Here is a 25,995-nt window from a genome sequence, read left to right as displayed (position 1 = left end):
GCCTCTGCGCGAGCGTGCTCAGCCGTGGTCGTGGCCGAGTGGGTCGCCCACCCTCTCGGTGCCCGACCCGGGGCCGACCCTGATCTCGAACTCGCCGTCGTACCTCTTGTGGCCCTCGATCACGGCGAGTTCGACGGCCTCGGAGCCCATCTCGCCGCGCACGATGACCGGGTCCTGGCGCAGATCGCGCATGAGGGCGACGCACATGCCGATCATCACGAGCACGAAGGGCGCGGCGGCCAGGATCGTGAGGTTCTGCAGCCCGGTGAGCGCGTCGCCCTGACCGCTGCCGACGAGCAGCATGATGGCGGCGACCGCTCCGGTCACCACACCCCAGAACACCACGACCAGTCGGCCCGGCTCCAGGGCGCCCTTCTGGGAGAGCGTACCCATCACGATGGACGCGGCGTCGGCGCCGGAGACGAAGAAGATGCCGACGAGGATCATCACGAGCAGGCTGGTGACGGTCGCGATCGGGAACTCCTGCAGGACGCCGAAAAGCTGTCCCTCGGGGGTCGACTCGCCGCCGAGCGCGCCGCCCTCCTTCAGCTTCATCGCCGTACCGCCGAAGACCGCGAACCAGACGAGGCTGACGGTGCTGGGCACCAGGATGACGCCGCCGACGAACTGCCGGATGGTGCGGCCCCGGCTGATGCGGGCGATGAACATGCCGACGAAGGGCGTCCAGGAGATCCACCACGCCCAGTAGAAGACGGTCCAGCTGCCGAGCCAGTCCGCGACGCCCGCGCCGGCACTGGCCTCGGTGCGGCCGGCGAGTTGCGGCAGGTCACCGAGGTAGGAGAAGACGGAGGTGGGCAGCAGGTCGAGAACGATGATCGTGGGGCCCGCGACGAACACGAAGAGGGCGAGCACGAGGGCGAGCACCATGTTGATGTTGGACAGCCACTGGATGCCCCGCTCGATGCCGGAGACCGCCGAGGCGACGAAGGCCAGGGTCAGCACGGCGATGATCGCGACGAGCAGGCCGGTACTCACGTCGTCCATCCAGTCCAGCTCCTGGAAACCGGAACCGATCTGGAGCGCGCCCAGGCCCAGCGAGGCCGCGGATCCGAAGACGGTGGCGATGATCGCGAGGATGTCGATCACCCGGCCCGGGATGCCGTTCGCGTGCTTCTCGCCGATGAGCGGTGTGAAGACCGCGCTGATGGTCTGGCGCCGGCGTTTGCGGAAGGTGCTGTAGGCGATACCGAGACCGACCACCGCGTAGATCGCCCAGGGGTGCAGCGTCCAGTGGAACAGCGTGGTGGCCATCGCCGTCTCCATCCGTTCGGCGGAGTCGGCTGGGCTGGTGCCCGGCGGTGGGGTCGTGTAATGCGAGAGAGGTTCGCTCACGCCGTAGAACATCAGGCCGATGCCCATGCCGGCGCTGAACATCATCGCGACCCAGGACACCGTGCGGAACTCGGGTTCCTCGCCCTCCGCGCCGAGGTGGATCCGGCCGTAGCGGCTGACCGCGAGCCACAGCGCGAAGACGACGAAGCACGAGGCCGCCAGCATGAAGGCCCAGCCGCCGTTGTGGATCAGGCTGTTGAGCATCTTCGTGGAGGCGCTCTCCAGCGAGTCCGTCGCCACCGCGCCCCAGAGCACGAAGGCCACAGTGATGACAGCGGCGACGCCGAACACCACTCGGTCCGTTGAGTGGCCGGAAACGTCCGAAGGACCTTCCCGGCCTCCCCTCTTCTTCAGGTCTTCCGTCATTTGCGGCATCTTCCCCTGTAAGCCCGTGGGTACGCATGTTCCGCACGCGCCCAAGGACCTACCACACGTGCCGTGTGCCTTCCTCGCTTCAGCAGTCGGTGTCGGGCTCCCCGACCGTGAGGTGGTACGCGGCGCGTTCGTCGAGGAGCAGCGGGACGAGGGCGCGCAGGGGCTGGCGGAGCGGGACGTAGGTGCCCTTCGTTCTCACCCCGTGCAGGGCGAGTTCGTCGCGCACCTCCGCGTACTGGTCGGTGGTGAGCCGGTAGCCGCAGGGCGGGTCCGGGATCACCTCGGCCGGTTCGGGCGGGTCGTTGTCGGCGCCGCCGACGTAGACGGGGCCGGTGTCGGCGTAGCCCGCGAGCCGGGCCGTGTCCGTCGCCGCCTCGACCTGCGCCCGGCGCTCGCCGGTGAACCCGAACAGCCCCTTCAGGGCGGCGCGTTGGGAGTCCACCCGGCGCTTGTTGTTGACGGCCTCCCCGACGTCGGTCAGCGGCTCGACCCGGCTTTCGATGAGCAGGCCGAGCGAGTGCTTGATTCCGGACATGTTCCGCAGGATGCGTTCCTGACCGTCGCCGGCGACCTGGCGGATCGGTTCACCGGTGACGGGGTCGGTCCAGATGCCGTACGTGCCGGTGGTGTAGCCGGCGCGCTGTGCGGCGGGCCGTACGTACGCCCGGGACAGGGTCTCGGCCTCGTCGTGGACGGCCGCGGCGGTGTTGAGGTTGCGCGGCCACAAGTCGAAGAGGTCCTTGTCGTAGTACGGCGGCGTGGCGCCGTACTCGTGCAGGTCGTAGATGACGTCGGGGCGTCGGTCGCGGATGACGGCGGCCATGGCGCGGCCCTCGGCCGTCTGCAGGGCGAGGTGGTCGCGGTTGATGTCGACGCCGTCGCTGTTGCCGCGGGTGTCGGCGGCGCGGCCGTCGGGGTTGGCGGTGGGGACGACGAGGACCGTGGTGCGGTCCAGGTAGCGGCGGGTCGGCCCGTCCTGCGCGTACGCCAGGTCGCGGACCGTGGTGAGGCAGGCCTCGCGGCCGGACGGTTCGTCGCCGTGCTGGCTGCACACGAGCAGCACCTGGTTCGGGGCGTTTCGTGCGCCGACCTGGACGAGTTGGAGCGGGCGGCCCTGTTTCGTCGTACCGATGGAGGCGACCGAGACGCGGCTGCTCGTCCGGTCGACGGCCGCCAGGAAGTCCTGTTCCTCGGACTCCCGGGTCCAGCGGGCGCCGTTCGACTCCTCGAAGCCGGTGCGGGGCGGGGTTTGGGTGGCGTCGGCCGGGGTCGCGATCAGGGATGCGGCCAGGGCGGCCGTCACGAGGGTCAGGGTGCGGATCACCGGGCTCCCTCCGGGACGCGCTGGGCGGTGCGCGGTGCCTGGACCCCGTCGAGGGGCGTGATCTCGGGGGCGGCGGACGCGGAGCCCGCGGTGGCGCGCGCGAACGCGGCCGCGCCGCCGACGAGCGGGACGCGGGCGGACGTACGGGACAGGTCGACCGTCAGGGTGGGGGTGGTGGACGGCGGGTCGATGAGGTCCTTGTCGGTGCCCGCGACGACCAGTGCGAGGCGGTGTCCGGCCGGGACGACATGGTCGGTGGCCCCGAGGTCGAGGGTGATGGTGTACGCCTTGCCCGGGGTGAGCGGGACGCCGGTGCCGGAGGCGTGGTTGCCGAGGTCGGCCCAGCCGCGGCTGACGACGGTGTAGTCCACATCGGTGGTCTTCGCCTGCGTCTCCCTGAAGCAGGAGCTGTCGCCCGTGGTGCTCACGCCCCAGCAGGTGCGGTCGGTGAGCGTGCTGATGCCCTCGCCGCTCGCCGCGTAGTCGCGGATCGTGTCGGGGCCCAGGTCGACCAGGACGGCGGACAGGTGGGCCGTCGACGTGGTCGGGGTCGCGGTGACGGTGACCTTGGAGGAGCCGGATACGCGCAGGTCGCGGGTGAGCGGCCCGGTCACGAAGCCCGCCTTGTCGGGGGTCGACGTGTCGATCTGCGCCGCCCAGTCGGTCTCGCTCAGCTGCGGGTTGTCGGTGAACGTCTCCGTGCCGCTGCCCTTGCGCAGGCCCAGCGTGCCGACGCCCTCCTGGCTGCCCTCGGCGGGGCGCAGGGTGGTGGTGTCGGTGCCGCGCGGCGGCCAGGCCTTCGAGGTGACCCACTGGTCGGGGTGGCGTTCGATGTCGGCCATGGGCTCGCGGTCGATGCCGTTGTCGTAGCCGAGGAGTTCGTGGTCGAACCAGCGGTGCAGGGTGTCGACCCAGGCGGTGCGGCGGAAGTCGAAGGGGTCGACGTGGCCGGTCTGGGAGAGCCAGATCTTGCGCTCGACGCCGTTCTTCGCGAGGACGTCCCACCACGGACCGACGTGCTGCATACGGACGTTGAGGTCCTGCATGCCGTGGATGAGGAAGACGCTCGCCTTCACCTTGCTCGCGGCCTTCACATAGTCGCGCTCGCTCCACAGCGGGGTCCGGTCGCCGGTGCGCGGGGCTCCGGCGACGAGTTCCTGCTGGACGGCGGCGCACTTGGCGCGGGCGTCGGGGCTGTCGACGTAGTTGGACAGCCAGTCGGGGCCCGAGTCGTAGAGCGGGGCGCCCTTGGAGAAGTAGTAGTCGTACCAGGTGGAGATGGCGCTGATCGGGACGATGGTCTTGAGTCCCCTGACTCCGGTGGCGGCGACGCCGTTGGCGATGGTGCCGTCCCAGCTCTTGCCGATCATGCCGGTCTTGCCGTTCGTCCAGCTCGCCTTGGCGGTGGTGGTGCCGGTGCGGCTGGTGTAGGCCCTGGCGCGGCCGTTCAGCCAGTCGACGACGGCCTTCGCGGACTGGATGTCGGAGCGTCCGCCGACGTCCACACAACCGTCGGAGCGGTTGGTTCCGGCGAGGTCGACGCCGACGAAGGCGTAGCCGCGGGGCACGAAGTAGTTGTCGTAGAACAGCGGCATCCGGACGACGTTGCCCGCGGCGTCGTACGTCTTCTTCTGGCTCTCGTTGCCGCGCCCGCAGCAGGAGTAGTACGGGCTGGCGTCCATGATCACGGGTATCTTGCGGCCCTGTTGGGCGGGTTCGCGCGGCCGGACGATGTCGACGGCGACGCGGTCCGACGTTCCGTCACTGTCGCCGTCGAGTCCGGTGTCCACCCAGACGGCCTCGCGGACGGCGTTCTCGTACGAGTAGACAGGTCTGCTCTCCTGCGGGGCGGGGTGGGCGGCCATCGGGGTGACGAGGACTGCCACCAGGGCGGCGACGGCGGCCGTGGCGAGCGATCTCCAGGTCGTGAAGCGCATGCGTATCGGCATGCGCGGACGGTACATCGGTCAACTCCCGTGCAGAAGAGGGCGATCGGACACGTACGGGGCCAGTGATGCTTTGCGGGATGGTGGGTTCATGACGGCCGAATGGCATTCATGTGACAGCGGTGGCCGTGGACAGACTCGGACCCACAGGGAATCAATAGGCTCCGAACAGACTTCGTGCCCCTACGACTTGGAGCTTTTGTGCACCGCAGAATCACCGCGCCGGGCGCACTCGCGGCGGCCACCCTGTTGCTGGCGATCCCGGCATCGGCCGCAAGTCACTCCCCTGGTGCGCCGGGCATCGGCGACCCCTACTACCCGGACTACGGCAACGGCGGATACGACGTCTCCCACTACGACCTGCGGCTGAAGTACCAGCCGTCCACGGACGAGTTGGAGGGCACGGCAACCCTGCTGGCCCGCACCACGCAGGACCTGTCGCGGTTCAATCTGGACTTTCTGCTGGACGTGAGCGAGGTGCGGGTCAACGGCGCGAAGGCGTCGCTGGCGACCTCCGGCGAGCACGAGCTGGAGATCACCCCGAAGACCCCGCTGGCGAAGGGCACCGACATCACCGTCGTGGTGCGCTACAGCGGTGTGCCGTCGTCGAAGCAGGCGTACGGCTTCACCAGCTGGCACCGCACTCCGGACGGCGGTGTCGCGGCGAACGAACCCGAAGCGGCCTGGTGGTGGTTCCCCAGCAACGACCACCCGCTCGACAAAGCCACCTACGACGTGTCCGTGCTGGTGCCGGACGGCACCCAGGCCATCTCCAACGGCACCCTCCAGTCGACGAGTTCACGCGTCGGCTGGACCCGCTCCAACTGGCGGTCCAACAAGCCGCAGGCCACCTATCTCGCGACACTGGCGGTCGGCAGGTTCGACGTCACGACCGGTACGACCGAGAGCGGCATCCCGGTCGTCAACGCCTACAGCAAGGACCTCGGCGACAACTACGGTGCGGCGCGGGCGAGCATCGAGCGGACCGGGGAGATCGCGGACTGGCTGACCGGGTATTTCGGGCCGTATCCGTTCAACGCGCTCGGCGGGTACGTGCCGAACACCGACACCGGGTACGCGCTGGAGACACAGACCCGGCCCTTCTACAGCCCGCGCCAGTTCGCGGCTGGGACGAACACCTCCGTGGTCGTGCACGAGCTGGCCCACCAGTGGTACGGCGACCTCGTGTCCGTCGCCGGCTGGAAGGACATCTGGGTCAACGAGGGCTTCGCGCGGTACGCCCAGTGGCTGTGGTCCGAGCACGAGGGCGAGGGGACAGCACAGGAACTCGCCGACTACGTGTACGCCTCGCATCCGGCCGACGACCCGTTCTGGACGGTGAAGCCCGGGGATCCGGGGCCGGAGAACCAGTTCCACCTCGCCGTCTACGACCGTGGTGCGCTGGCCCTGCAGGCCTTGCGCAACGAGATCGGTGACGAGGCGTTCTTCGCGATCCTGAAGGGCTGGCCGCAGAAGTACGCGCACGGCAACGCGTCGGTCGCCGACTTCCAGAAGTACGCCGAGCAGGTGTCCGGGAAGCCGTTGGCCGCGTTGTTCGACACGTGGCTGTTCCAGCCGGTGAAGCCGGCGGTGCCCGCGGCGCGGGACGCCTTGCCCGCCCGGTCCGCGGCGGCTCCCGTACAGCCGAGGTCGTGGAAGAAGATCGCGGCGACGAACGACGTGCACGAACACGAGCACGCTCGCTGAGGGGCCCCGTTCTGCCCGGCGGTCTACGGTTGGCTCATACGCCGGACGCGTGAGCCGGCCGGCGCCGCCGGACTGACGGAGGTGTCGGACGTGCGGGACGTGGCGGTCATCGAGGCGCCGTCCGTGCTGGGGCTGCGGCCGACCGGTGTCGAGGAGCTGCCCCGGGCGCTGCTCGGGGCCGGGCTGGCCGAGGGGCTGGGGGCGGTGCGGGCGGGCCGGGTCGAGCCGCCCGCGTACGACGCGCGTCGGGACCCGGACACCGGGGTCCTCAACCCGGACGGCATCGCGGCGTACTCCCTCGCGCTGGCCGACGCGGTGGGCGGTGTCCTCGACCACGGCCGGTTCCCGGTGGTCCTGGGCGGTGACTGCAGTGTCCTGCTCGGCAGTCTGCCCGCGGTGCACCGCCGGGGTCGCCACGGTCTGCTGTTCCTCGACGGGCACACCGACTTCTACCAGCCCGCGGCGGAGCCGGCCGGCGAGGTGGCCTCCATGGAGCTCGCCCTGGCCACCGGCCGCGGGCCGGACGTCCTGGCCGATCTGGAGGGCCGGGGGCCGCTGGTGCGGGACGAGGACGTGGTCGCCCTCGGCTTCCGGGACGAGGAGGAGTCCGCGGCGGCCGGGATGCAGCCGCTGCCGGCCGAACTGCACGCCATGGACCTGTACGACGTGCGGGCCCTCGGCGTGGACCGCGCGGCGGGCAGTGCGGTCGACCTGCTCGCGGTGGACCGCCCGGGCGGTGCCGACGGCTACTGGATCCACCTCGACGCCGACGTGCTGGACGACGCGATCATGCCGGCGGTCGACTACCGCCTGCCCGACGGGCTGACCTGGCGGGAGCTGGAGACCGTGCTGCGGACCGCGCTGTCCGGCCCGGGAGCCGTCGGCTTCGACGTCACGATCTTCAATCCCCGGCTGGATCCGGACGGGATCATCGCGGCACGCCTCACCGAGTGTCTGGTACGGGCGTTCCGGGCCGCCTGACAGAGGGCTCGGTCAGTCTCCGTGGTCGTACACGGTCACCGCGATGTCCCGCTTCGCCAGCCGCTCGGTGACCAGCGGCTCGACCCGGGACCACTTGCCGCCGGCCAGGCCGCACCCTATGCGGGGCATGTGCACGGAGGCGCCGAGCTCGGCCGCCTTGTCGGCCACCCTGCCCAGGGCCGCGTCGATCGCCTCGTACCGCACGGGCACGCCCTTGCTGCCCGTGCGTGTCCCCCGCTGACCGACCATGTTGGCCACCCACACATACCGTTCCACCTGCACGAACTGGACCGCACCCAGACCGAAGTCGTTCGCCGCGCGGTCACGGTGCCAGGCCCGGAACGCCGCCTCCGGCTCCGGCCAGCGCCGCGAGAGGGCCAGGACGAAACCCTTCCCCCAGCCCCCGAGGTCGTTGCAGACGTGGGCGATCAGCTTGACGCCCTTGACCGACGGAACGGTGGCGTCACCCCGGACGAACGTGATCTCCGACATGACGCCACCGTAGAGGCCGCCACTGACAGTGGCCCCTCGTTATTCGGTGACCCCAGCCGGCTCCTGGTCGGCCGCCCTGGCGACCCTGCGCCGGATCCCGAACCAGCCGCCCACCAGCAGGACCGCGATCACCGGGATGAGCAGCAGCGTCCTGCGGCCGACCTCGGGGTCGTTCGCCATCATGCCGAGGTTTCACACCATTGGTGAGACAGCGATACTGCTGGACATGACGACCGACACCACAGCTGCCGGGGAGCCGACCCTCACCATCGACGAACTGGCCGCGCGGGCGGGTGTCACGGTCCGCACGGTCCGCTTCTACGGCACCAAGGGCCTGCTGCCCCCGCCGGTGATCGGTGCGCGGCGGGTCGGTCACTACGGCCGGGAGCACCTCGCGCGGCTCGCGCTGATCGAGGAGTTGCAGCAACAGGGCATGACGCTGGCGGCCATCGAGCGCTATCTGCAGCAGCTGCCGCCGGACCTGAGCGCGCACGACCTCGCCATCCACCGGGCCGTGGTCACCTCCTGGGCGCCGGACACGGTGGAGACGCTGTCGCGGGAGGAACTTCGGCGGCGGGCGGGGCGGGAGCTGGACGACGGGGACGTCGCGCGGCTCACCGCGATGGGCGTGGTCCGGGCGGACGGCGGCTCGTACCGTGTCGACCTGGGCCTGCTCCGGCTCGGCGTGCAGCTGCTCGACGTACCGCTGTCGCAGGAGGCGATCCTGGCGTCCCGGAACGTCCTCGTCGAGCACTCGCGCGCGGCGGCCCACGAGCTGGCGGAGCTCTTCCGCAGCGAGGTGTCGGAGCGCGACGCGGAGGATGTGCGGTCGCTGTCCGCGCACATGCATCCGCTGGTCGTGCAGGCGCTGCTGACCACCTTCCAGCGGTCGTTGAGGGAAGAGCTGCGCGAGTCGCTCACGCAGTGACCGTCCGTTCAACGGCGGTTCTCGCCCCCGCCGCCCCTACCCGTCCCGTCCCTGGGGGTCACGCGTCCCCGAACCGCTCCCCCTTCTCCGCCTTCTCCACCAGCAGCGCGGGCGGTGCAAACCGCTCCCCGTACCGCTCGGCCAGCTCACGCGCGCGTGCCACGAAGCCCGGCAGCCCGCCCTCGTAGCCGTTGATGTACTGCAGGACACCCCCCGTCCATCCCGGGAAGCCGATGCCGAAGATCGAACCGATGTTGGCGTCCGCGACGGACGTCAGGACGCCCTCCTCCAGGAGCTTCACCGTGTCGAGCGCCTCGGAGAAGAGCATGCGTTCCTGCATGTCCTCGAAGGGAATCTCCGCGTCCTTGCGCGTGAAGTGCTCCCGCAGCCCCGGCCACAGGCCGGTCCGCGCACCGTCCTCCCGGTACTCGTAGAAGCCCGCTCCCCCACTGCGACCGGTGCGGCCGAACTCGTCGATCATGCGGTCGATGACGGCCTCGGCGGGGTGGGCCGTCCAGGTGCCGCCCGCCTCCTCCACGGCCTGCTTCGTCTCGTTACGGATCTTGCGCGGGAGCGTGAGCGTCAGCTCGTCCATCAGGGACAGCACCTTGGCCGGGTAGCCGGCCTGCGCCGCCGCCTGTTCGACCGATGCGGGCTCGATGCCCTCGCCGACCATGGCCACGCCCTCGTTGAGGAAGTGCCCGATGACGCGTGAGGTGAAGAAGCCGCGCGAGTCGTTGACGACGATCGGCGTCTTCTTGATCTGCCGGACCAGGTCGAAGGCGCGGGCGAGGGCTTCGTCGCCGGTGCGCTCGCCCTTGATGATCTCGACGAGCGGCATCTTGTCGACGGGCGAGAAGAAGTGCAGCCCGATGAAGTCGGCCTGGCGCTCGACGCCTTCGGCGAGGGCGGTGATGGGGAGGGTGGAGGTGTTGGAGCACAGCAGCGCGTCCGGCTCGACGAGGTGCTGGATCTCCTGGAACACCTTGTGCTTGAGCGAGGTGTCCTCGAAGACGGCCTCGATGACGGCGTCGCAGCCCGCGAGGTCGGAAGGGTCGGCGGTGGGCGTGATGCGGGCGAGCAGCGCGTCCGCCTTGTCCTGCGTCGTACGGCCACGGGAGACGGCCTTGGCGCACAGCTTCTCGGAGTAGGCCTTGCCCTTGAGGGCCGCTTCGGGGGAGACGTCCTTGAGGACGACGTCGATGCCGGCGCGGGCGCACGAGTAGGCGATGCCCGCACCCATCATCCCGGCGCCGAGGACGGCGACCTTGCGGACCGGGCGCGGCTCGATGCCCTTGGGGCGGTTCGCGCCGGAGTTGACGGCCTGGAGGTCGAAGAAGAACGCCTGGATCATGTTCTTCGAGGTCTGCCCGGCGGCCAGCTCCACGAAGTAGCGGGCCTCGATGACCTGGGCGGTCTCGAAGTCGACCTGGGAGCTCTCGACGGCGGCGGCGAGGATGTTGCGCGGCGCCGGGTAGGGCGCGCCGGCCGTCTGCTTGCGCAGGGTGGCGGGGAAGGCGGGCAGGTTCGCCGCGAACTTGGGGTGGGCGGGCGTACCGCCGGGGATCCGGTAGCCCGGCTTGTCCCAGGGCTGCTGCGAGGCGGGGTTGGCCTCGATGAAGGCGCGGGCCTTGGCGAGGAGTTCCTCCTGGGTGGCGGCCACGTCGTCGACGAGGCCGTTCTCCAGGGCGCGCTGGGGGCTGTACTGGGTGCCCTGGAGGAGGACTTTGAGGAGCGCGTCGGCGATGCCGAGCAGGCGGACGGTGCGGACGACGCCGCCGCCTCCGGGGAGCAGGCCGAGGGTGACCTCGGGGCAGCCGATCTTGGAGCCGGGCGCGTCGAGGGCGATGCGGTGGTGGCAGGCCAGGGCGATCTCGTAGCCGCCGCCCAGGGCCGCGCCGTTCATGGCGGCGACGACCGGCTTGCCGAGGGTCTCGATGCGGCGCAGGTCGCGCTTGATGGCCATGCCGCCGTCGAACAGTTCCTGCGCGGTCTCGGGCGTGACGCGGATGAGGTCGCGCAGGTCGCCGCCGGCGAAGAAGGTCTTCTTGGCGGAGGTGATGATGATGCCGCGGATGGTGTCCTTCTCGGCCTCCAGGCGGTCGGTGATCACCGCGAGGGAGTCGCGGAACGCCTGGTTCATGGTGTTCGCGGACTGGTCCGGGTCGTCGAGGACGAGGGTGACGACGCCGGTGCGGTCCTGTTCCCAGCGGATGGTGGTGCTCTGTGTCATGACAGGGTCTCCGTAGAGGTCTCTTGGATCCGGATCAGAGGTCTCCTGGGTCCGGATTTCCGCCGGGGATTCAGACGCGTTCGACGATCGTGGCGATGCCCATGCCGCCGCCGACGCACAGCGTGGCGAGGCCGTACCGCTTGTCCTGGCGCTCCAGTTCGTCGACGAGCGAGCCGAGGATCATGGCGCCGGTGGCGCCGAGCGGGTGACCCAGCGCGATGGCGCCGCCGTTGACGTTGACCTTGTCGAGGGACAGGCCCATGTCCCGCGCGAAGCGCAGGACGACGGCCGCGAAGGCCTCGTTGATCTCGACGAGGTCGATGTCGTCGATGGTCAGCCCGGCCTTCGCGAGGGCCTTGCGGGTGGCGGGGGCGGGGCCGGTGAGCATGATGGTGGGCTCGGAGCCGGAGACGGCGGCGGAGACGATCCGCGCGCGCGGGGTGAGCCCGTAGCGGTCACCGACCTCCTTGGAGCCGATCGCGACCAGCGACGCGCCGTCCACGATGCCGGAGGAGTTGCCCGCGTGGTGGACGTGGTCGATCTTCTCCACCCAGTGGTACTTCTGCAGGGCCACGGCGTCGAAGCCGCCGAGGTCGCCGATGTCGGCGAAGGACGGCTTCAGCCTGCCGAGGGAGTCGGCGGTCGTCCCCGGGCGCAGGTGCTCGTCGTGGTCGAGGACGACGAGGCCGCTGCGGTCCCTGACCGGGACGACGGACCGGTCGAAGCGGCCCTCCTTCCAGGCGGTCGCCGCCCGCTCCTGCGAGAGCGCCGCGTACTCGTCGACGTCCCGCCGGGAGAAGCCCTCGATGGTGGCGATGAGGTCCGCGCCGATGCCCTGCGGCACGAAGTTGGTGGCGAGGTTCGTCATCGGGTCGTTGAACCAGGCGCCGCCGTCCGAGGCCATCGGCACCCGGGACATCGACTCGACGCCGCCCGCGAGGACGAGGTCCTCCCAGCCGGAACGCACCTTGGCGGCGGCCATGTTGACGGCCTCCAGACCCGAGGCACAGAAGCGGTTCTCCTGGACGCCCGCCACCGTGTCCGGCAGTCCCGCGGCGACGGCGGCGATCCGGGCGATGTCGGAGCCCTGGTCGCCGACCGGGCCGACGACGCCGAGCACGATGTCGTCGACCGCGGCCGGGTCGAGGCCCGGGAAGCGGTCGCGGATCTCGTGGATGAGCCCGACGACCAGGTCGACGGGCTTCGTGCCGTGCAGGGCGCCGTTCGCCTTGCCGCGGCCGCGGGGGGTGCGGATCGCGTCGTACACGTACGCTTCGGTGCTCACATCAAGCCTTTCGGGGAGGTCAGCCCAGCAGGGAACGGCCGATGATCTCCTTCATGATCTCGGTGGTCCCGCCGTAGATGGTCTGGATACGCCCGTCGGTGAAGGCCCGGGCGACGGGGTAGTCGGTCATGTAGCCGTAGCCGCCGTGGAGTTGGAGGCAGCGGTCGGCGACCCGCTTCTGCAGTTCGGTCGCCCACCACTTGGCCATGGAGGCGTGCACGGCGTCGAGTCCGCCGCTGGAGTGGTCCTCGATGCAGCGGTCGAGGAACGCCCGCGTGACGGCACACTCGGTGGCCATCTCGGCGATCTCGAAGCGGATGTGCTGTTTGGTCGCCAGGGGCCGGCCGAAGGCCTCGCGTTCCTTGACGTACTCCGTGGTGATCTCCAGGAGGTGCTCGGCGGCGGCGATCGCGGCGACGGCGATGCTCAGGCGCTCCTGGGCGAGGTTCGTCATCAGGTGGACGAAGGCGCCGTGGAGCTCGCCAAGAAGGTTCTCCTTGGGTACGTGCACGTCGTGGAAGAACAACTCGGCGGTGTCCTGGGCCTTCTGGCCGATCTTGTCGAGGTTGCGGCCGCGCTCGAAGCCCTCCGTGCCGCGTTCGACGACGAGCAGCGACAGGCCGTGCGCGCCGCCCTCCGGTGTCGTCTTCGCGACGACGATCACCAGGTCGGCGAGGATCCCGTTCGAGATGAACGTCTTCGAGCCGTTGAGCAGCCAGTGGTCGCCCCGGTCCTCGGCGTGGGTGCGGATGCCCTGGAGGTCGGATCCGGCGCCCGGCTCGGTCATGGCGATGGCGGTGATGAGCGAGCCGTCGCAGAAGCCGGGCAGCCAGCGCCGCTTCTGCTCCTCGGTGGCCAGGCCGGTCAGGTACGGGCCGATGATGTCGTTGTGCAGGCCGAGGGCGAGCCCTGGGGCGCCCGCGCGGGTGAACTCCTCTGCGAGGACGGCGCTGTAGCGGAAGTCGGCGGTGCCGCCGCCTCCGTACTCCTCGTCCGCGGCGAGCCCGAGCAGGCCCTGCTTGCCGGCCGCCCGCCAGGCCTCGCGGGAGACGATGCCGTCCTGCTCCCACTGTTCGTAGTACGGCAGCACCTCCCTGGCCAGGAAGCTGCGCACGGTCTCACGGAACGCGTCGTGCTCGGGGGCGAAGATCTGCCGCTTCATCCGAGGCCCTTCAGGAGGTCGGGTACGTCCCAGTCGCGTGCCACGTCCGCGGTGTCGGCGCCCGGCCGAGCAGGGCCGGTGCGGACCTGGGTCGGAGTGGCGGAGAAGCGGGGTGCGGGGGCGGGCTGGGTGATGCCGCCGTGGTCGGTGAAGGTGCCGCGGGCGGCGAGGTGCGGGTGCCGCGGGGCCTCGCGCAGGGTCAGTACGGGTGCCACGCAGGCGTCGGAGCCCTCGAAGACGGCCGTCCACTCGTCGCGGGTGCCGGATGCGAAGCGGGCGGCGACGGCCTCGCGCAGCTCTCCCCAGCGGGTCCAGTCCTTGCGGGCCCCGGTGTGCTCCTCGAGGCCCAGCAGGCTCAGGAACTCCTCGTAGAACTGCCGCTCCAGGGCGCCCACGGCCATGTACTTCCCGTCGGCGGTCTCGTAGGTGCCGTAGTAGGGGCAGCCGCCGTCGAGGAGGTTGGCGCCGCGCCGGTCCTGCCAGCCGCCGGCGGCGAGCATGCCGTGGATCATCGCGGAGAGGTGGGCCGTGCCGTCGACGATGGCGGCGTCGACGACCTGGCCGGTGCCGGTCGCGCGGGCGTGGTGCAGGGCGGCGAGGACGCCGACGACGAGGTACAGGGAGCCGCCCGCGTAGTCCCCGAGCAGGTTGGCCGGGACGGCGGGCGGCCGGGATGGTTCGCCGATCATGCCGAGGGTGCCGGTGAGCGCGATGTACGCGATGTCGTGTCCGGCGCGCGGGGCGAGGGGGCCTTCCTGGCCCCAGCCGGTCATCCGGCCGTAGACGAGCTTCGGGTTGCGGGCGTGGCAGTCCTCGGGGCCGACGCCGAGGCGCTCCGCGACCCCGGGGCGGTAGCCCTCGACGAGGACGTCGGCGCGGGCGGCGAGGTCGAGGACACGAGCGGCGCCGTCGGGCGCCTTGAGGTCGACGATCACCGAGCGCTTGTTGCGGTTGGTGACGTCGAACTCCGGGTCGATGGCGAGCCCGGAACCACCGGGCCGGTCCACACACACCACATCGGCGCCCAGGTCGGCCAGGAGCATGGCGGCGAACGGCCCGGGCCCGATCCCGGCCAGCTCGACCACGCGTACGCCGGAGAGCGGGCCCGGCCTTGGCGTCGTTGCCATTCAGCCCCCAGAGGTATGACACAAGGTATGACACAACTGATGTAACACCAGCGATGCTAAGAATGCCTTCCTACGGGCACAAGACCTGAAGAGCAAGCGCTTAGTCGGATTGTGCCCCGTCGACCGGCTCAGCGACCATCGAGCTCGACTGTCAGCCGCTTCGGTGCAATCGTGCGGTAGCTCTCCTCCACCCAGTCGCACAGCAGTTCGGCGGCCGGGGCGCCCCGCGGCTCCAGCGGAACGCTCACCCAGCCGGACTTCCCGAGGCCGTACCCGGCGGGTTCGGCGCCGGGGCAGGTCAGCGCGTGGGCGTGGGCGGCCTCGTCCTTGAGCTTCAGCGTGACGCCCAGCGGATAGCTGCCGTCGTCGACACCGAGGAAGACGAACACCTTCTTGTTGACCTTGGCGACGGTCTCGCCCCAGGGAAACTCCTCCGTGGCACCCGGCATCCCGAGAGCGAACTCGCGCACTTTCCCCCACTTCTTCAGAGCGTTCTTCGGCACGGCCACCTGCACACCTCCGGCCTCGTCGGCGGGCTCCGCACTCCTCACGCTAGCCTCGGCCACCGACAACGGCGCGTGCGGCGAAACCGAAGAGGTGTCATGAGCAGGCTGAACAGGACGGATCGTCCCTACGACATCGTGCTCTTCGGAGCCACCGGCTTCGTGGGCACGCTCACCGCCGAGTACCTGGCCGCGCACGCTCCCGAGGGGCTGCGCTGGGCGATCGCCGGTCGCAGCGAGGAGAAGCTCCACCGGCTGCGGGAGGGGCTGCCCGGCGGCTCGGAGGTCGGGGTGCTGAGGGCCGACGTGTCGGATCCGGCCTCGCTGCGTGAACTCGCGGAGCACGCGCGCGTGGTGGCCACCACGGTCGGCCCCTACGTGACCCACGGCGAGGAACTCGTCGCCGCCTGCGCGGACTCCGGAGCGGACTACCTGGACCTCACCGGTGAGCCGGAGTTCGTGGACCTGATGTACGTCCACCACGACGCACGCGCGCGTGAGACGGGCGCCCGGCTGGTGCACGCGTGCGGCTTCGACTCGGTGCCGCACGACCTGGGGGCGTACTTCACCGTCCGGCAGCTCCCCGAGGGCGTGCCCCTGCGGGTCGACGGGTTCGTGACCGCGGACGCGACCTTCTCGGGCGGCACCTTCGCCTCGGCGCTCAACCAGTTCGCGCGCGGACGGCAGCTGCTGGCCGCCGCCCGGGACCGCGGCCGGCACGAGCCCCGCCTGGTGGGCCGGCGCGTCTGCGCACCGACCGGCGCACCACGGTTCGCCCCGGAGGTCGGCGCCTGGGCGCTGCCCCTGCCGACGATCGACGCGCAGATCGTCCGGCGGTCCGCGCAGGCGCTGGAGCGGTACGGCCCGGACTTCCGCTACCGCGAGTACGCGGCGGTACGGCACCTGCCGGTCGCGGTGGGCGGGGTGGCGGCCGTGGGCGCGCTGATCGCGGCGGCCCAACTGCCGCCCGCGCGGCGCTGGTTGTCCGACCGGCTCAAGCCCGGGGAGGGGCCCGGCCCGGAGAAGCGCGCGAAGAGCTGGTTCAAGGTCCGTTTCGTCGGCGAGGGCGGCGGCCGGCGGGTGTACACGGAGGTCGCGGGCGGCGACCCCGGGTACGACGAGACGGCGAAGATCTTCGCCGAGGCGGCGCTGTGCCTGGCCTTCGACGACCTCCCGCCGACCGCCGGTCAGGTCACCACGGCGGTCGCGATGGGCGACGCGCTGACCGAGCGGCTGCGGCGGGCCGGGATCACCTTCCGGGTGGCCGGGAGCCGGTGAGCGGCCCTACAGCGGCCACTGGGCGACGGTGTAGATCATGCCGACGATCCAGCCGAGCCCCGCGAGGGTGGCGAGGACGAGCGCGGCGGTCACGGCACGCTCGACGGGGCGGTCGGGGTCGGCGAGGGGCTTGGGGGAACGGTGCGAGGTCATGCGCCACAGCCTGCCGAGCGGACCGCCGGCCCCGCATCCGTACAGGTACTCAGACGACGTACTCAGGAGCAGTACTCAGAGCAGTACGCAGACGCAGTCCTCGCGCCCCCTCAGGGAGTTGCTTCCCGCAGCGCCCGTCGGCACAGCGCGTCCGCCCTGCGCGTGGTCTCCGGCAGCCGGTACTCGGGGGTCAGCGCGAGGGTGTGGGCGCAGGCGTTGTCGAGACCCACGCGGTGACCGACCGAGACGAAGACCGGCTTGACGGCCGCCCGGGTGCGCAGGGCGCGGCCGACCTCCTCGGTGCCGGCAAGCAGGGGGGCCGTACTGCCGCGTGCGGTGCCCGGGTCGTCGTACGTGAAGGTGAAGGGGTTCTTGGCGACCCCGATGGTGGGCAGCCCGGTGAGGACGCCGAGGTGGCTGGCGAGGCCGAAGCGGCGCGGATGGGCGAGGCCGTAGCCGTCGCACACGACCAGGCCGGGCGGGCAGGTCAGGGCGTCGAGGGCCGCGAGGACCGTGGGGATCTCGCGGAAGGCGAGCAGGCCGGGCACGTACGGGAAAGAGATCCGGCCGACGGCCGTGGCCTCGGCGACGACTTCGAGACTCGTCGCGTCCAGCACCACGGCGGCGGCCGCGACGACGTCGTGCTCGTCGTCGTAGGCCACGTCGACACCGGTCACCCGGCCCGTGCCGGGCGGCGGTCCCGGCTCGTCGAGCACCACGCGCCCGCGCAACTCGTCCTGGACCGCGCGGGCCTGCTCCTCGGTCGCGGGCCAGTCGGGGGGAGTTCTTACCGTCGTCATGATGGGACGAGCCTACGGCCCGTCCCCCGGACGGCGTAGCCTCGCGATCATGTTCGTACTGGAGCTGACCTACACCGCCCCGCTCGATGCCGTCGACGCCGTGCTGGAGGCGCATGTCGCCTGGCTCGACGAGTTGTACGAGCAGGGTGTCTTCCTGGCGTCCGGGCCCAAGAATCCCCGCGAGGGCGGGGTGATCCTCGCCGTCGCGGGGGACCGGGCGTGGATCGAGGGGATCGCCGCGGGCGATCCCTTCGTCACCGCCGGGGTGTGCGAGTACCGCATCGCCGAGTTCGCCGCTACGAAGACGGCACCAGGGCTGGAGCGGTTCCGTCAGACGCCGGTCTGAGGCTCAGCTCTTGCCTCCCAGCGCCCGCTGCAGCTGGCTCTTGTTCATGTCCGAACGGCCCTTGATGCCCCGCTGCTTGGCCTCCTGGTAGAGCTGGTCGTAGGTGGGCCCCTCGGAGCCCTTGCCGGACCGCTGGCCGCCCCGCTTGCCGGACGACATGTCCTGGGTCGAGGTGCGGCTGGCGGTCTTCGACTCGCCGGACCGGGCGCGTTCCTTGTTCACCGTCCGAGCGGCGATCTCCTTGGCGCGTCCCTTGTTCTCGCCCCGGTCCTCGGCGCTCTCCTTGATGTGCTCGTACTGGCGCTCCCGCTTGGAGCTCGAACCACGTGGCATGTCCGCTCACTCCTTTCCCGTTCGGGGAACGGGTACCCGCATTCCGGACCTATGCGGCACGCCCTGCGGACTCAGCTCTCCAGACGGGCCACGCGCCCCTGTTCCCCGGCCGCCCAGCACCCCAGGTCGGGCGTGCAGTCCACGGTGTCGTACGAGCCCGTGTCCACCGTCCGCCAGGTGCGGCCGCCGTCCGTCGTCAGGTCCGTGCCGGTGGGTCCGACCGCGAGGGCGGCCGTGCGGCTGTACGGGAGCCAGGCGACGCCCGAGCGGTAGGCGGGCGGCGGCTGGGCGGCGGGCCGCCAGTCGCGGCCGCCGTCGGCGGTGCGGGCCGCCGGCTGCGGTGAGGTCTGGTCCGGGCGGTAGTCGCCGCCGACCGCGAGGCCGTGCGTACGGTCCCGGAAGGCGAGCGCGAAGACGCCGCGGGCCGGGTCGCCCGCCGGGATCGGCGTGTCGGAGGCCGTCCAGGTCAGGCCCCGGTCGGCGGAGTGCAGCACGCGCGCGCGTGCGGCCCCGCCGGTGGCCAGCCAGACGTCCCGGGACCCGGCGGAGACCAGGCACTGGCCGCCGGCCGCGAAGCCGGCCTCGCCGGGCAGCGCGGCCGGCATGCCGGCGCTGGGCAGCACCGTCCAGGAGCGGCCGCCGTCGCTCGTCGACAGGATGCGGAACTTCCCGTCGACCGGGTCGCTCATCGCGAGGCCGTGGCGGCGGTCGAAGAAGGTGAGGCAGTCGTAGAAGGCCCGCGCGTCGGTGTTGCGGAAGGACTCGGTCCAGGTCGCGCCGCCGTCGTCGGTGCGGTAGACGCGGGACGCCTCGCCCTCGCCGATGGCCAGCACCACCGCGCGCCGCGCGTCGAAGGCCTCGATGTCCCGGAACTGCAGCTCTTCGGCGCCGGGCGGCGAGGCGTTCCGCCAGCTCGCCCCGCCGTCCGTGGTGCGCAGGACGGTGCCCTGGGTGCCGGACACCCAGGCGGTGTCCCGGCCGACGGCCGCGAGCCCCCGGAACCGCACACCGGTGCTGCCGGTGTCCTTCACCTGCCAGTGCGGTGTCCGCTGTCCGGACTCCTGCGCCTGTGCGGGTACGGCGGTCAGGGCGGCCAGCGCCGCCGCGCACGCCACCCCCGCGCCCACCGCTCGCCTCGTCCGTCCGGACCGTCTCGTGCGTCGCGTGATCCCCAAGCGCCTCATGGCGGGCGAAGCTAGCCCACCGCCCGGGTGCCGTCCAGAGGGCCCCGACCGTCCTCCCCGGAGGCTGCGTTTGCCACAAGTGCCTTTCACACCCCGGGAGAAGAGCCTGGTCACTTCCGTGAATGAAGACGGTGACAGAGGTCACTCGACATCGGTGTGCACGGATTGGCTCATTCCGTCGTCTCTTTTCATGCCCGGCCTCATCCCCGGAAGTCCGTTCAGCCGTCACAAGGGAGCAAGGCGTTGTCCATCGTCATCGAGCAGCCCGTCGAGGCCCGGCTCGTCGCCGCCGCGCCGCGGATGCCGAGCATTCCCGCCACGCTGCACTACGACCGGCGCGACCCGTTCGCCGTCCGCATGACCTTCCCGGCCCCGGCCACCCTGGAGGGCGTGGAGGTCTGCTGGACCTTCAGCCGCGAACTCCTCACGGCCGGTCTCCAGGAGCCCGAGGGGCACGGCGACGTGCGGGTGCGGCCGTACGGCTACGACCGCACCGTCCTGGAGTTCCACGCTCCCGAGGGCACCGCCGTCGTGCACGTCCGCTCGGGCGAGCTGCGCCGGTTCCTGGAGGCGACCAGCGAGCTGGTGCCGGTCGGTCTGGAACATCTCCAGCTGGATCTGGACCACGACTTGGCGGAGTTGATGCGGGACGCCTGCTGAGCCCGGCCGGCGTCAGCGGCCGAGCAGCGTGTTGAGCTCGCCGTAGCCGAGCCCGTCCGCCAGCGCGTCGTACGTCCCGTGCCCAGCAGTTCCCGGGCGGCCCGCCGGACCAGGGCGTGCGCGGCCTGGGCGATGCCCGAGCCGACGCTCACGCGCGCGACGCCGAGCGCGGCCGGCTCCGCGACCGGCGGCGCACCGGGACCGGCCAGCACGTTCAGCGGTCCGTCCACGCCGTCGGCGAGCAGTTTCACGGTCTCCGGGTCGACGGCCCCGGGAACGAAGATTCCGTCGGCGCCCGCGGCGAGGAAGGCGGCGGCCCGCTCCAGGGTGAGGTCGACTCCCCCGGCGCCGCGCAGGAACGTGGGTCGATGCGTGCGCTGACGAACAGCGGCACGCCCGCCGCGTCGGCGGCCCCGCGGGCGGCGGCGATCCGCGGCGGCGATCCTCCCCCAGACTCCGTCCGGGGGGACCCCCATCTCGCTTCGCTCGGCCTGTTCGGCCACCGCCCGCAGCGGGCCGCCGTCGCCCTCGTACAGCGCGTCCTCGATGTTCACGCCGACCACGCCCGCGGCGAGCACGGCGCGGATCGTGTCGGCCACCCCGGCCGGGTCCTTCGCGTAACCGCTCTCGACGTCCGCGCTGACGGGCACGTCGGCCGCGGCGGCGATGTCCGCCACGGCCGCCAGGGCCCGGTCGCGGTCCAGCGTGTCGCCGTCCGCCGCACCCAGGGCCCAGGCGAGACCCGCGCTGGTGGTCGCCACCGCGGCCGCGCCCGCGTCCTTGACGATGCCCGCGCTCGCGGCGTCCCAGGCGTTGGGCAGGACGAGCGGGCGGCCCGGCACAGGGCGCGGAAGGCGAGAGCGCGGTCGCGCAGGATGGCCTCGTTCGTCATGCGCCTCACTCAACCAGCGGCCGTGCAGGGCGGTCTGGCCGGAATCCGACAGGGACGTGCCGCGGGTCAGTCGAGGGCGGAGGCCGCCGCCCTCGCCGTCCGCACCTCCCGGCCGACCGTCCGCAGCACGGGTGCCGCCACCCCGCCCCGCTCGGTGAGTTCTTCGAGGCGCCCCCGGCCGTGCGCGTCGTCGGACACCAGCCCCGCGGCGTCCGCGAGCACGGCGAGGGCCGCGTCCCGCTCGGAGACCTCCGCGACCGGCACCGGCCCCAGCACGACCGCCCGCGCCTGCGCACGCAGCGCGTCCACCACGGCGACGCCCTCCAAGGCGTACTCGACGGTCGGGAAGACCCCGAGGACCCGTCGCTTCTCGGCGTGCAGGAAGCCCCCGGCGGCCAACTGCTCCCGTACGGCGTCCAGAGTGATCCGCGCCCGCAGGGTCACCCAGGTCCGCCACCGGTGCGGCCGGGACTCCCGGACCAGTTCGAGCAGGCCGTCGAGGACGGGGTCCCCGGTGTCGGAGTCCATGTCGGCCGGCGTGGCGACGCCGTCCTCGTCGACGAGCAGGCCGCGCCGGACCAGCTCGACCAGGGCGCCGGCCCGGACCAGAGCGGGCAGCCGGCCGGCGTCGGCGACCTCGGTCTCCGTGCTGTCCCAGGCCAGCAGGCACAGCTGGGCCGGGAGCGAGAGCGAGCCATGGGGCACGAGGTGCACGGGGTCTCCTTCGGGCGGTGGGATCGGGGCTCAGTTAATGCGTTGACAGCCCCCAGGGCCGCTCATACGGTGTACAGCGGTCCTGTTGCCGTCGATTGGAGAAGGACGTTGCTCGTCTGAGGTTCTGGGACACCGCGTCACACACGTGAAGTGTGTGCGTTGCGTGCGACCTCGGCGTCCGAGCCGTCCTCCGGAACAGGGCTTTTCTCATGCCCCTGGGTCTCCGGGGCCTCTCCCCCTTGGTCGCAGGTGTCTCGATACGCGTTTGCCCCCGACCACCTCAAGCAACCGCGGAGACCCCGTATGTCTACTTCCCTCACCTGTACCTCCCTCGCCTTCGCATGGCCCGACGGCACCCCCGTCTTCGAGGACCTCGACGTGGCCTTCGGCCCCGGCCGCACCGGCCTCGTCGGCGTCAACGGGTCCGGAAAGTCGACCCTGTTGAAGCTGATCGCCGCCGAGCTCACTCCTGCCGACGGCACCGTCCGCGTCGCCGGCGAGGTCGGCTACCTCCCGCAGAACGTCACCCTCGACACCCGCCTGAGGGTCGACGAGGCACTCGGCATCGCCGCACAGCGGACCGCGCTGCACGCCATCGAGGCCGGTGACGTGGCCGAGGAGCACTTCGAGACGGTCGGCGACGACTGGGACGTGGAGGAGCGCGCGCTCGCCACGCTCGGTGAACTCGGACTCGGTCACATCGAGCTGGACCGGACGATCGGCGAGGTGTCGGGCGGCGAGTCGGTGCTCCTGCGGCTGGCCGCGCTGCTGCTGCGCCGCCCGGACGTCCTGCTGCTCGACGAGCCCACCAACAACCTGGACCTGTACGCCCGCAGGCGGCTGTACTCGGCCGTCGAGTCCTGGCCGGGCGTCATGGTGGTGGTCAGCCACGACCGCGAACTCCTCGAACTGGTCGACCAGATCGCCGATCTGCACTCCGGCGAGGTCACCTGGTACGGCGGCAACTTCTCCGCCTACGAGGAGGCGCTCGCCACCGAACAGGAGGCCGCCGAGCGGATGGTGCGGGTCGCCGAGTCGGATCTGAAGAAGCAGAAGCGTGAACTGACGGAGGCCCAGGTCAAGTTGGCCCGGCGCAAGCGGTACGGGCAGAAGATGTGGGACCAGAAGCGCGAGCCGAAGATCGTCATGGGGGCACGCAAGCGGGCGGCACAGGAGTCCGCGGGCAAGCACCGCATCCTGCACGAGGAACGGCTCGCCGAGGCCAAGGAGCGGCTCGACGAGGCGGTGGAGGCCGTACGGGACGACGACGAGATCCGCGTCGACCTGCCGTACACGGCCGTACCGCCGGGCCGTACCGTCCTCACCCTCATGGACCTCCGACTCGCCTACGGCGCGAGCGTTGCGGGCGGCTTCGACCTGCGCGGTCCGGAGCGGATCGCGCTGATCGGGCGCAACGGCGCGGGCAAGACGACGCTGCTGCGCACGATCGCCGGGGAACTGGAGCCGGTGTCGGGCGAGGCGACGACCCACGTGCCGATGCGGCTTCTGCCGCAGCGGCTCGACGTCCTCGACGACGAGCTGACGGTCGCCGAGAACGTGGCCCGGTTCGCGCCGGGCGCCACCAACAACCGGGTCCGGGCGCGGCTGGCCCGCTTCCTGTTCCGGGGCGCCCGCGCCGACCAGAAGGCACAGACCCTGTCCGGCGGCGAACGCTTCCGGGCGGCCCTGGCCGCGCTGATGCTGGCCGAGCCCGCGCCGCAGCTGCTGATGCTGGACGAGCCGACCAACAACCTCGACATGGCGAGCGTGCGGCAGCTGACGACGGCCCTGGAGTCGTACGAAGGGGCGTTGATCGTGGCCAGTCACGACCTGCCGTTCCTGGAGTCGATCGGCATCACCCGCTGGCTGCTGATGGAAGAAGGAGAACTCAGGGAAATCAAGCCAGAAGCTGTCGGGTATCCCGCCTAGCGTCGGGTACATGCCCGATTTCATCACCCTCACCGGAGCCCGCGAGAACAACCTCAAGGACGTCACCCTCCGCATCCCGAAAGGCCGGCTGACCGTGTTCACCGGCGTTTCGGGGTCGGGGAAGTCGTCGGTCGTGTTCGACACGATCGCGGTCGAGTCGCAGCGCCAGCTGAACGAGACGTTCACCTGGTTCGTGCGCAACCGGCTGCCCAAGTACGAGCGGCCGCACGCGGACGCGCTGGAGGACCTGTCGCCCGCGATCGTCGTCGACCAGCGGCCGGTCGGGGCCCACTCCCGGTCCACCGTCGGCACGATGACCGACGTCTACTCGGTGCTGCGGGTGCTGTTCTCCCGGCACGGCACCCCGAGCGCCGGACCGGCGACGGCGTACTCGTTCAACGACCCGGCGGGCATGTGCCCCGAGTGCGACGGTCTCGGCCGGACGGTACGCCCCGACTGGGACCGCATCCTCGACCCCGGCCGCTCGCTCGCGGACGGGGCGGTGCGCTTCCCGCCGTTCGCCGCCGGGACCTGGCAGGGGCAGGCGTACACCAACACCGGGGAACTGGACCCCGGCAAGCCGGTCGGCACCTTCACCGCCGCCGAGCGGCGGTTCCTGATGCGCGGCCGCCCCGGCAGCAAGGTCACCGTCAACGCCACGGGCGGCACCTGGACCACCGAGTACGAGGGCCTCGCCGACCGCTTCGAGCGGCTGTACCTCAAGCGCGACCTGTCCGCCATGAGCCAGAAGACCCGTGACCTGGTACAGGAGTTCCTGGCCGAGGGCACCTGCCCGGCCTGCGCCGGCGCCCGCCTCAACCGGGCGGCGCTCGCCACCCGGATCGGCGGCCGGAACATCGCCGACTGCACACACATGCAGGTCAGCGATCTGATCGGGGTACTGAAGGAGATCGACGACCCGGTCGCCCGGCCGATCGCCGGGGCCGCCGTCGCCGCCCTCGAACGCATCGACGCGATCGGCCTCGGCTACCTCAGCCTCGACCGCGAGACCTCCACCCTGTCCGGCGGCGAGGAACAACGGCTGAAGACCGTACGGCACTTGGGCTCCAGCCTGACCGGGATGACGTACATCTTCGACGAACCCACCGTCGGCCTGCACCCGCGGGACGTCGGCCGCCTCGGTGACCTGCTGCTGCGGCTGCGCGACAAGGGCAACACCGTGCTGGTCGTCGAGCACGACCCGGACGTCATCACGCTGGCCGACCATGTCGTCGACATGGGGCCGGGAGCCGGTGCCGAGGGCGGGCGGGTGGTGTTCGAGGGAACACCGGCGGAGCTCTCCGAGTCGGGGACGCCGACCGGGCGGTGCCTGCGCCGCCGTACGGCACTGAAGGAGCACGTGCGGGACGCCACCGGCGCACTGTGGGTCAAGGGTGCCGACCGGCACAACCTGCGGGACGTGACCGTCGCGTTCCCGACCGGGGTGCTGACCGTGGTGACCGGGGTCGCCGGGTCCGGAAAGAGCACGCTGGTCGCGGAGTTCACCGCCGCCCACCCCGACACGGTGGTCGTCGACCAGTCGTCCATCGGGATCTCCGCGCGGTCCACCCCGGCGACGTACATCGGGATCATGGACACGGTACGGAAGATCTTCGCGCGCGAGACGGGCGCCGAGCCGGGGTTCTTCAGCTTCAACTCGACCGGTGCCTGCGCCACGTGCGAGGGCCGCGGGATCATCTGCACCGACCTGGCGTTCATGGATCCGGTGACGACGACCTGCCACGACTGCGAGGGACGCCGCTTCAAGGACGAGGTGCTGCGGCTGACCGTCGGCGGCAACTCGGTGGCGGACGTCCTGGAGATGACGGCCGACGAGGCGCTGGAGTTCTTCGACGACTCCGGTGTACGACGCCGGCTGAGCGCCCTGCGGGACGTCGGCCTCACCTATCTCACGCTCGGCCAGCCGCTGTCCACGCTCTCCGGCGGTGAACGGCAGCGAATCAAGCTGGCGACCCGGCTGCACCGGACGGGAGCGGTGTACGTCCTCGACGAGCCGACCACCGGGCTGCACATGTCGGACGTGGACGGGCTGCTCGGCCTGCTGGACCGGCTGGTCGACGCCGGGAACACGGTCGTGGTCGTGGAGCACAACCTGGATGTGGTGGCACACGGCGACCGGATCATCGACCTGGGCCCGGACGGGGGCCGGGACGGCGGCCGGGTGATCTTCGAAGGGACCCCCCGGGAACTGCTGTCCGCACGGGAGTCCAGCACGGCGGAGCATCTCAGGAGGGCCACAGGCTGACGACAGGGGTTTTGCCCGCGCGCA

The 25,995-nt window shown here is 71.4% G+C and carries 22 protein-coding genes and 2 pseudogenes; 8 read left to right on the top strand and 16 right to left on the bottom strand.

Going from position 1 to position 25,995, the window contains the following annotated elements:
* Positions 1–18: 18 nt before the first annotated feature.
* The 3 genes from QFZ76_RS41685 to QFZ76_RS41675 all read right to left on the bottom strand — a co-directional run bounded on the left by QFZ76_RS41685 (position 19) and on the right by QFZ76_RS41675 (position 5,001).
* On the bottom strand, positions 19–1,719 hold the full coding sequence (locus QFZ76_RS41685; protein WP_307678534.1) for a BCCT family transporter: 1,701 nt from the start codon (positions 1,717–1,719) through the stop codon (positions 19–21).
* An 88-nt stretch (positions 1,720–1,807) separates the two neighbouring features.
* Entirely contained in the window at positions 1,808–3,052 is a 1,245-nt protein-coding gene (locus QFZ76_RS41680) for a M14 family metallocarboxypeptidase (protein WP_307678533.1), read from the bottom strand.
* The gene (locus QFZ76_RS41675) at positions 3,049–5,001 is read right to left on the bottom strand and encodes a Xaa-Pro dipeptidyl-peptidase (RefSeq protein ID WP_307678532.1); all 1,953 of its coding nucleotides are present in this window, start codon (positions 4,999–5,001) and stop codon (positions 3,049–3,051) included. Before QFZ76_RS41675 ends, QFZ76_RS41680 begins: the two co-directional genes overlap by 4 nt.
* Positions 5,002–5,199: 198 nt before the next feature.
* Between QFZ76_RS41675 and QFZ76_RS41670 the strand changes: the two genes are divergently transcribed.
* Both QFZ76_RS41670 and QFZ76_RS41665 read left to right on the top strand, forming a co-directional pair.
* Positions 5,200–6,705 (top strand): M1 family metallopeptidase, encoded by a 1,506-nt coding sequence (locus tag QFZ76_RS41670; protein ID WP_307678531.1) that lies wholly within the window; start codon positions 5,200–5,202, stop codon positions 6,703–6,705.
* Between the two features lie 90 nt (positions 6,706–6,795).
* The gene (locus QFZ76_RS41665; RefSeq protein WP_307678530.1) at positions 6,796–7,686 is read left to right on the top strand and encodes an arginase family protein; all 891 of its coding nucleotides are present in this window, start codon (positions 6,796–6,798) and stop codon (positions 7,684–7,686) included.
* Between the two features lie 12 nt (positions 7,687–7,698).
* On the opposite strand, the gene QFZ76_RS41660 is transcribed toward QFZ76_RS41665, so the two are convergent.
* Positions 7,699–8,178: a macro domain-containing protein gene (locus tag QFZ76_RS41660; RefSeq protein WP_307678529.1), complete on the bottom strand. Its 480-nt coding sequence runs from the start codon at positions 8,176–8,178 to the stop codon at positions 7,699–7,701.
* Between the two features lie 39 nt (positions 8,179–8,217).
* Positions 8,218–8,367 (bottom strand): annotated as a pseudogene (locus QFZ76_RS41655) (L-asparagine permease); the annotation flags it as partial.
* Positions 8,368–8,404: 37 nt separating this feature from the next.
* Between QFZ76_RS41655 and QFZ76_RS41650 the strand changes: the two are divergent.
* Positions 8,405–9,106 carry a MerR family transcriptional regulator gene (locus tag QFZ76_RS41650; protein WP_307678527.1) on the top strand — a complete coding sequence of 234 codons (702 nt, stop codon included), beginning with the start codon at positions 8,405–8,407 and terminating at the stop codon, positions 9,104–9,106.
* Positions 9,107–9,164: 58 nt separating this feature from the next.
* Here the strand turns inward: QFZ76_RS41650 and QFZ76_RS41645 are convergent, their stop codons facing one another.
* The 5 genes from QFZ76_RS41645 to QFZ76_RS41625 form a co-directional block, all read right to left on the bottom strand.
* A complete protein-coding gene (locus tag QFZ76_RS41645; RefSeq protein WP_307678525.1) occupies positions 9,165–11,339 on the bottom strand; it encodes a 3-hydroxyacyl-CoA dehydrogenase NAD-binding domain-containing protein in 2,175 nt (724 codons plus the stop codon).
* A 70-nt stretch (positions 11,340–11,409) separates the two neighbouring features.
* Complete coding sequence (locus QFZ76_RS41640; RefSeq protein ID WP_307678524.1) at positions 11,410–12,624, bottom strand: acetyl-CoA C-acetyltransferase; 1,215 nt, start codon at positions 12,622–12,624, stop codon at positions 11,410–11,412.
* Positions 12,625–12,643: 19 nt separating this feature from the next.
* Positions 12,644–13,786: an acyl-CoA dehydrogenase family protein gene (locus QFZ76_RS41635; protein ID WP_307678523.1), complete on the bottom strand. Its 1,143-nt coding sequence runs from the start codon at positions 13,784–13,786 to the stop codon at positions 12,644–12,646.
* Positions 13,783–14,913 carry a CaiB/BaiF CoA-transferase family protein gene (locus tag QFZ76_RS41630; protein ID WP_307678522.1) on the bottom strand — a complete coding sequence of 377 codons (1,131 nt, stop codon included), beginning with the start codon at positions 14,911–14,913 and terminating at the stop codon, positions 13,783–13,785. Before QFZ76_RS41630 ends, QFZ76_RS41635 begins: the two co-directional genes overlap by 4 nt.
* A gap of 128 nt (positions 14,914–15,041) precedes the next feature.
* Positions 15,042–15,422, bottom strand: coding sequence for an MmcQ/YjbR family DNA-binding protein (locus QFZ76_RS41625; protein ID WP_307680285.1), 381 nt, complete (start codon positions 15,420–15,422; stop codon positions 15,042–15,044).
* Between the two features lie 93 nt (positions 15,423–15,515).
* Here QFZ76_RS41625 and QFZ76_RS41620 point away from each other — a divergent pair, with 93 nt between their 5' ends.
* Complete coding sequence (locus tag QFZ76_RS41620; protein ID WP_307678521.1) at positions 15,516–16,694, top strand: trans-acting enoyl reductase family protein; 1,179 nt, start codon at positions 15,516–15,518, stop codon at positions 16,692–16,694.
* A gap of 6 nt (positions 16,695–16,700) precedes the next feature.
* Here QFZ76_RS41620 and mmpA read toward each other — a convergent pair whose 3' ends face one another.
* Both mmpA and QFZ76_RS41610 read right to left on the bottom strand, forming a co-directional pair.
* A complete protein-coding gene (mmpA, locus tag QFZ76_RS41615) occupies positions 16,701–16,847 on the bottom strand; it encodes a morphogenic membrane protein MmpA (RefSeq protein WP_307678520.1) in 147 nt (48 codons plus the stop codon).
* A gap of 110 nt (positions 16,848–16,957) precedes the next feature.
* Positions 16,958–17,647 (bottom strand): endonuclease V, encoded by a 690-nt coding sequence (locus QFZ76_RS41610; protein WP_307678519.1) that lies wholly within the window; start codon positions 17,645–17,647, stop codon positions 16,958–16,960.
* 49 nt (positions 17,648–17,696) lie between these two features.
* Between QFZ76_RS41610 and QFZ76_RS41605 the strand changes: the two genes are divergently transcribed.
* Positions 17,697–17,993, top strand: coding sequence for a YciI family protein (locus tag QFZ76_RS41605; RefSeq protein WP_307678518.1), 297 nt, complete (start codon positions 17,697–17,699; stop codon positions 17,991–17,993).
* 3 nt (positions 17,994–17,996) lie between these two features.
* Here the strand turns inward: QFZ76_RS41605 and QFZ76_RS41600 are convergent, their stop codons facing one another.
* A complete protein-coding gene (locus QFZ76_RS41600; RefSeq protein ID WP_307678517.1) occupies positions 17,997–18,326 on the bottom strand; it encodes a plasmid stabilization protein in 330 nt (109 codons plus the stop codon).
* Between the two features lie 71 nt (positions 18,327–18,397).
* A complete protein-coding gene (locus QFZ76_RS41595) occupies positions 18,398–19,510 on the bottom strand; it encodes an oxidoreductase (protein ID WP_307678516.1) in 1,113 nt (370 codons plus the stop codon).
* Between the two features lie 243 nt (positions 19,511–19,753).
* Between QFZ76_RS41595 and QFZ76_RS41590 the strand changes: the two genes are divergently transcribed.
* Positions 19,754–20,170: an SsgA family sporulation/cell division regulator gene (locus QFZ76_RS41590; protein WP_307678515.1), complete on the top strand. Its 417-nt coding sequence runs from the start codon at positions 19,754–19,756 to the stop codon at positions 20,168–20,170.
* A gap of 143 nt (positions 20,171–20,313) precedes the next feature.
* Here the strand turns inward: QFZ76_RS41590 and QFZ76_RS41585 are convergent.
* Positions 20,314–21,012, bottom strand: a pseudogene (locus QFZ76_RS41585) (isocitrate lyase/phosphoenolpyruvate mutase family protein); the annotation flags it as partial.
* Positions 21,013–21,128: 116 nt separating this feature from the next.
* A complete protein-coding gene (locus QFZ76_RS41580) occupies positions 21,129–21,767 on the bottom strand; it encodes a GPP34 family phosphoprotein (RefSeq protein ID WP_307680284.1) in 639 nt (212 codons plus the stop codon).
* Positions 21,768–22,079: 312 nt separating this feature from the next.
* On the opposite strand from QFZ76_RS41580, the gene QFZ76_RS41575 reads away from it, so the two are divergent.
* Both QFZ76_RS41575 and QFZ76_RS41570 read left to right on the top strand, forming a co-directional pair.
* Positions 22,080–23,705 carry an ABC-F family ATP-binding cassette domain-containing protein gene (locus tag QFZ76_RS41575; RefSeq protein ID WP_307678514.1) on the top strand — a complete coding sequence of 542 codons (1,626 nt, stop codon included), beginning with the start codon at positions 22,080–22,082 and terminating at the stop codon, positions 23,703–23,705.
* Between the two features lie 10 nt (positions 23,706–23,715).
* Positions 23,716–25,971, top strand: a complete 2,256-nt coding sequence (locus QFZ76_RS41570; RefSeq protein ID WP_307678513.1) for an excinuclease ABC subunit UvrA — start codon at positions 23,716–23,718, stop codon at positions 25,969–25,971.
* Positions 25,972–25,995 lie beyond the last annotated feature (24 nt).

It is taken from the genome of Streptomyces sp. V4I2, assembly GCF_030817655.1.
Classification (GTDB): domain Bacteria; phylum Actinomycetota; class Actinomycetes; order Streptomycetales; family Streptomycetaceae; genus Streptomyces; species Streptomyces plumbiresistens.
Note: the sequence above shows the minus strand (reverse complement) of the source record. Positions and strands in the feature narration are given on the sequence as shown.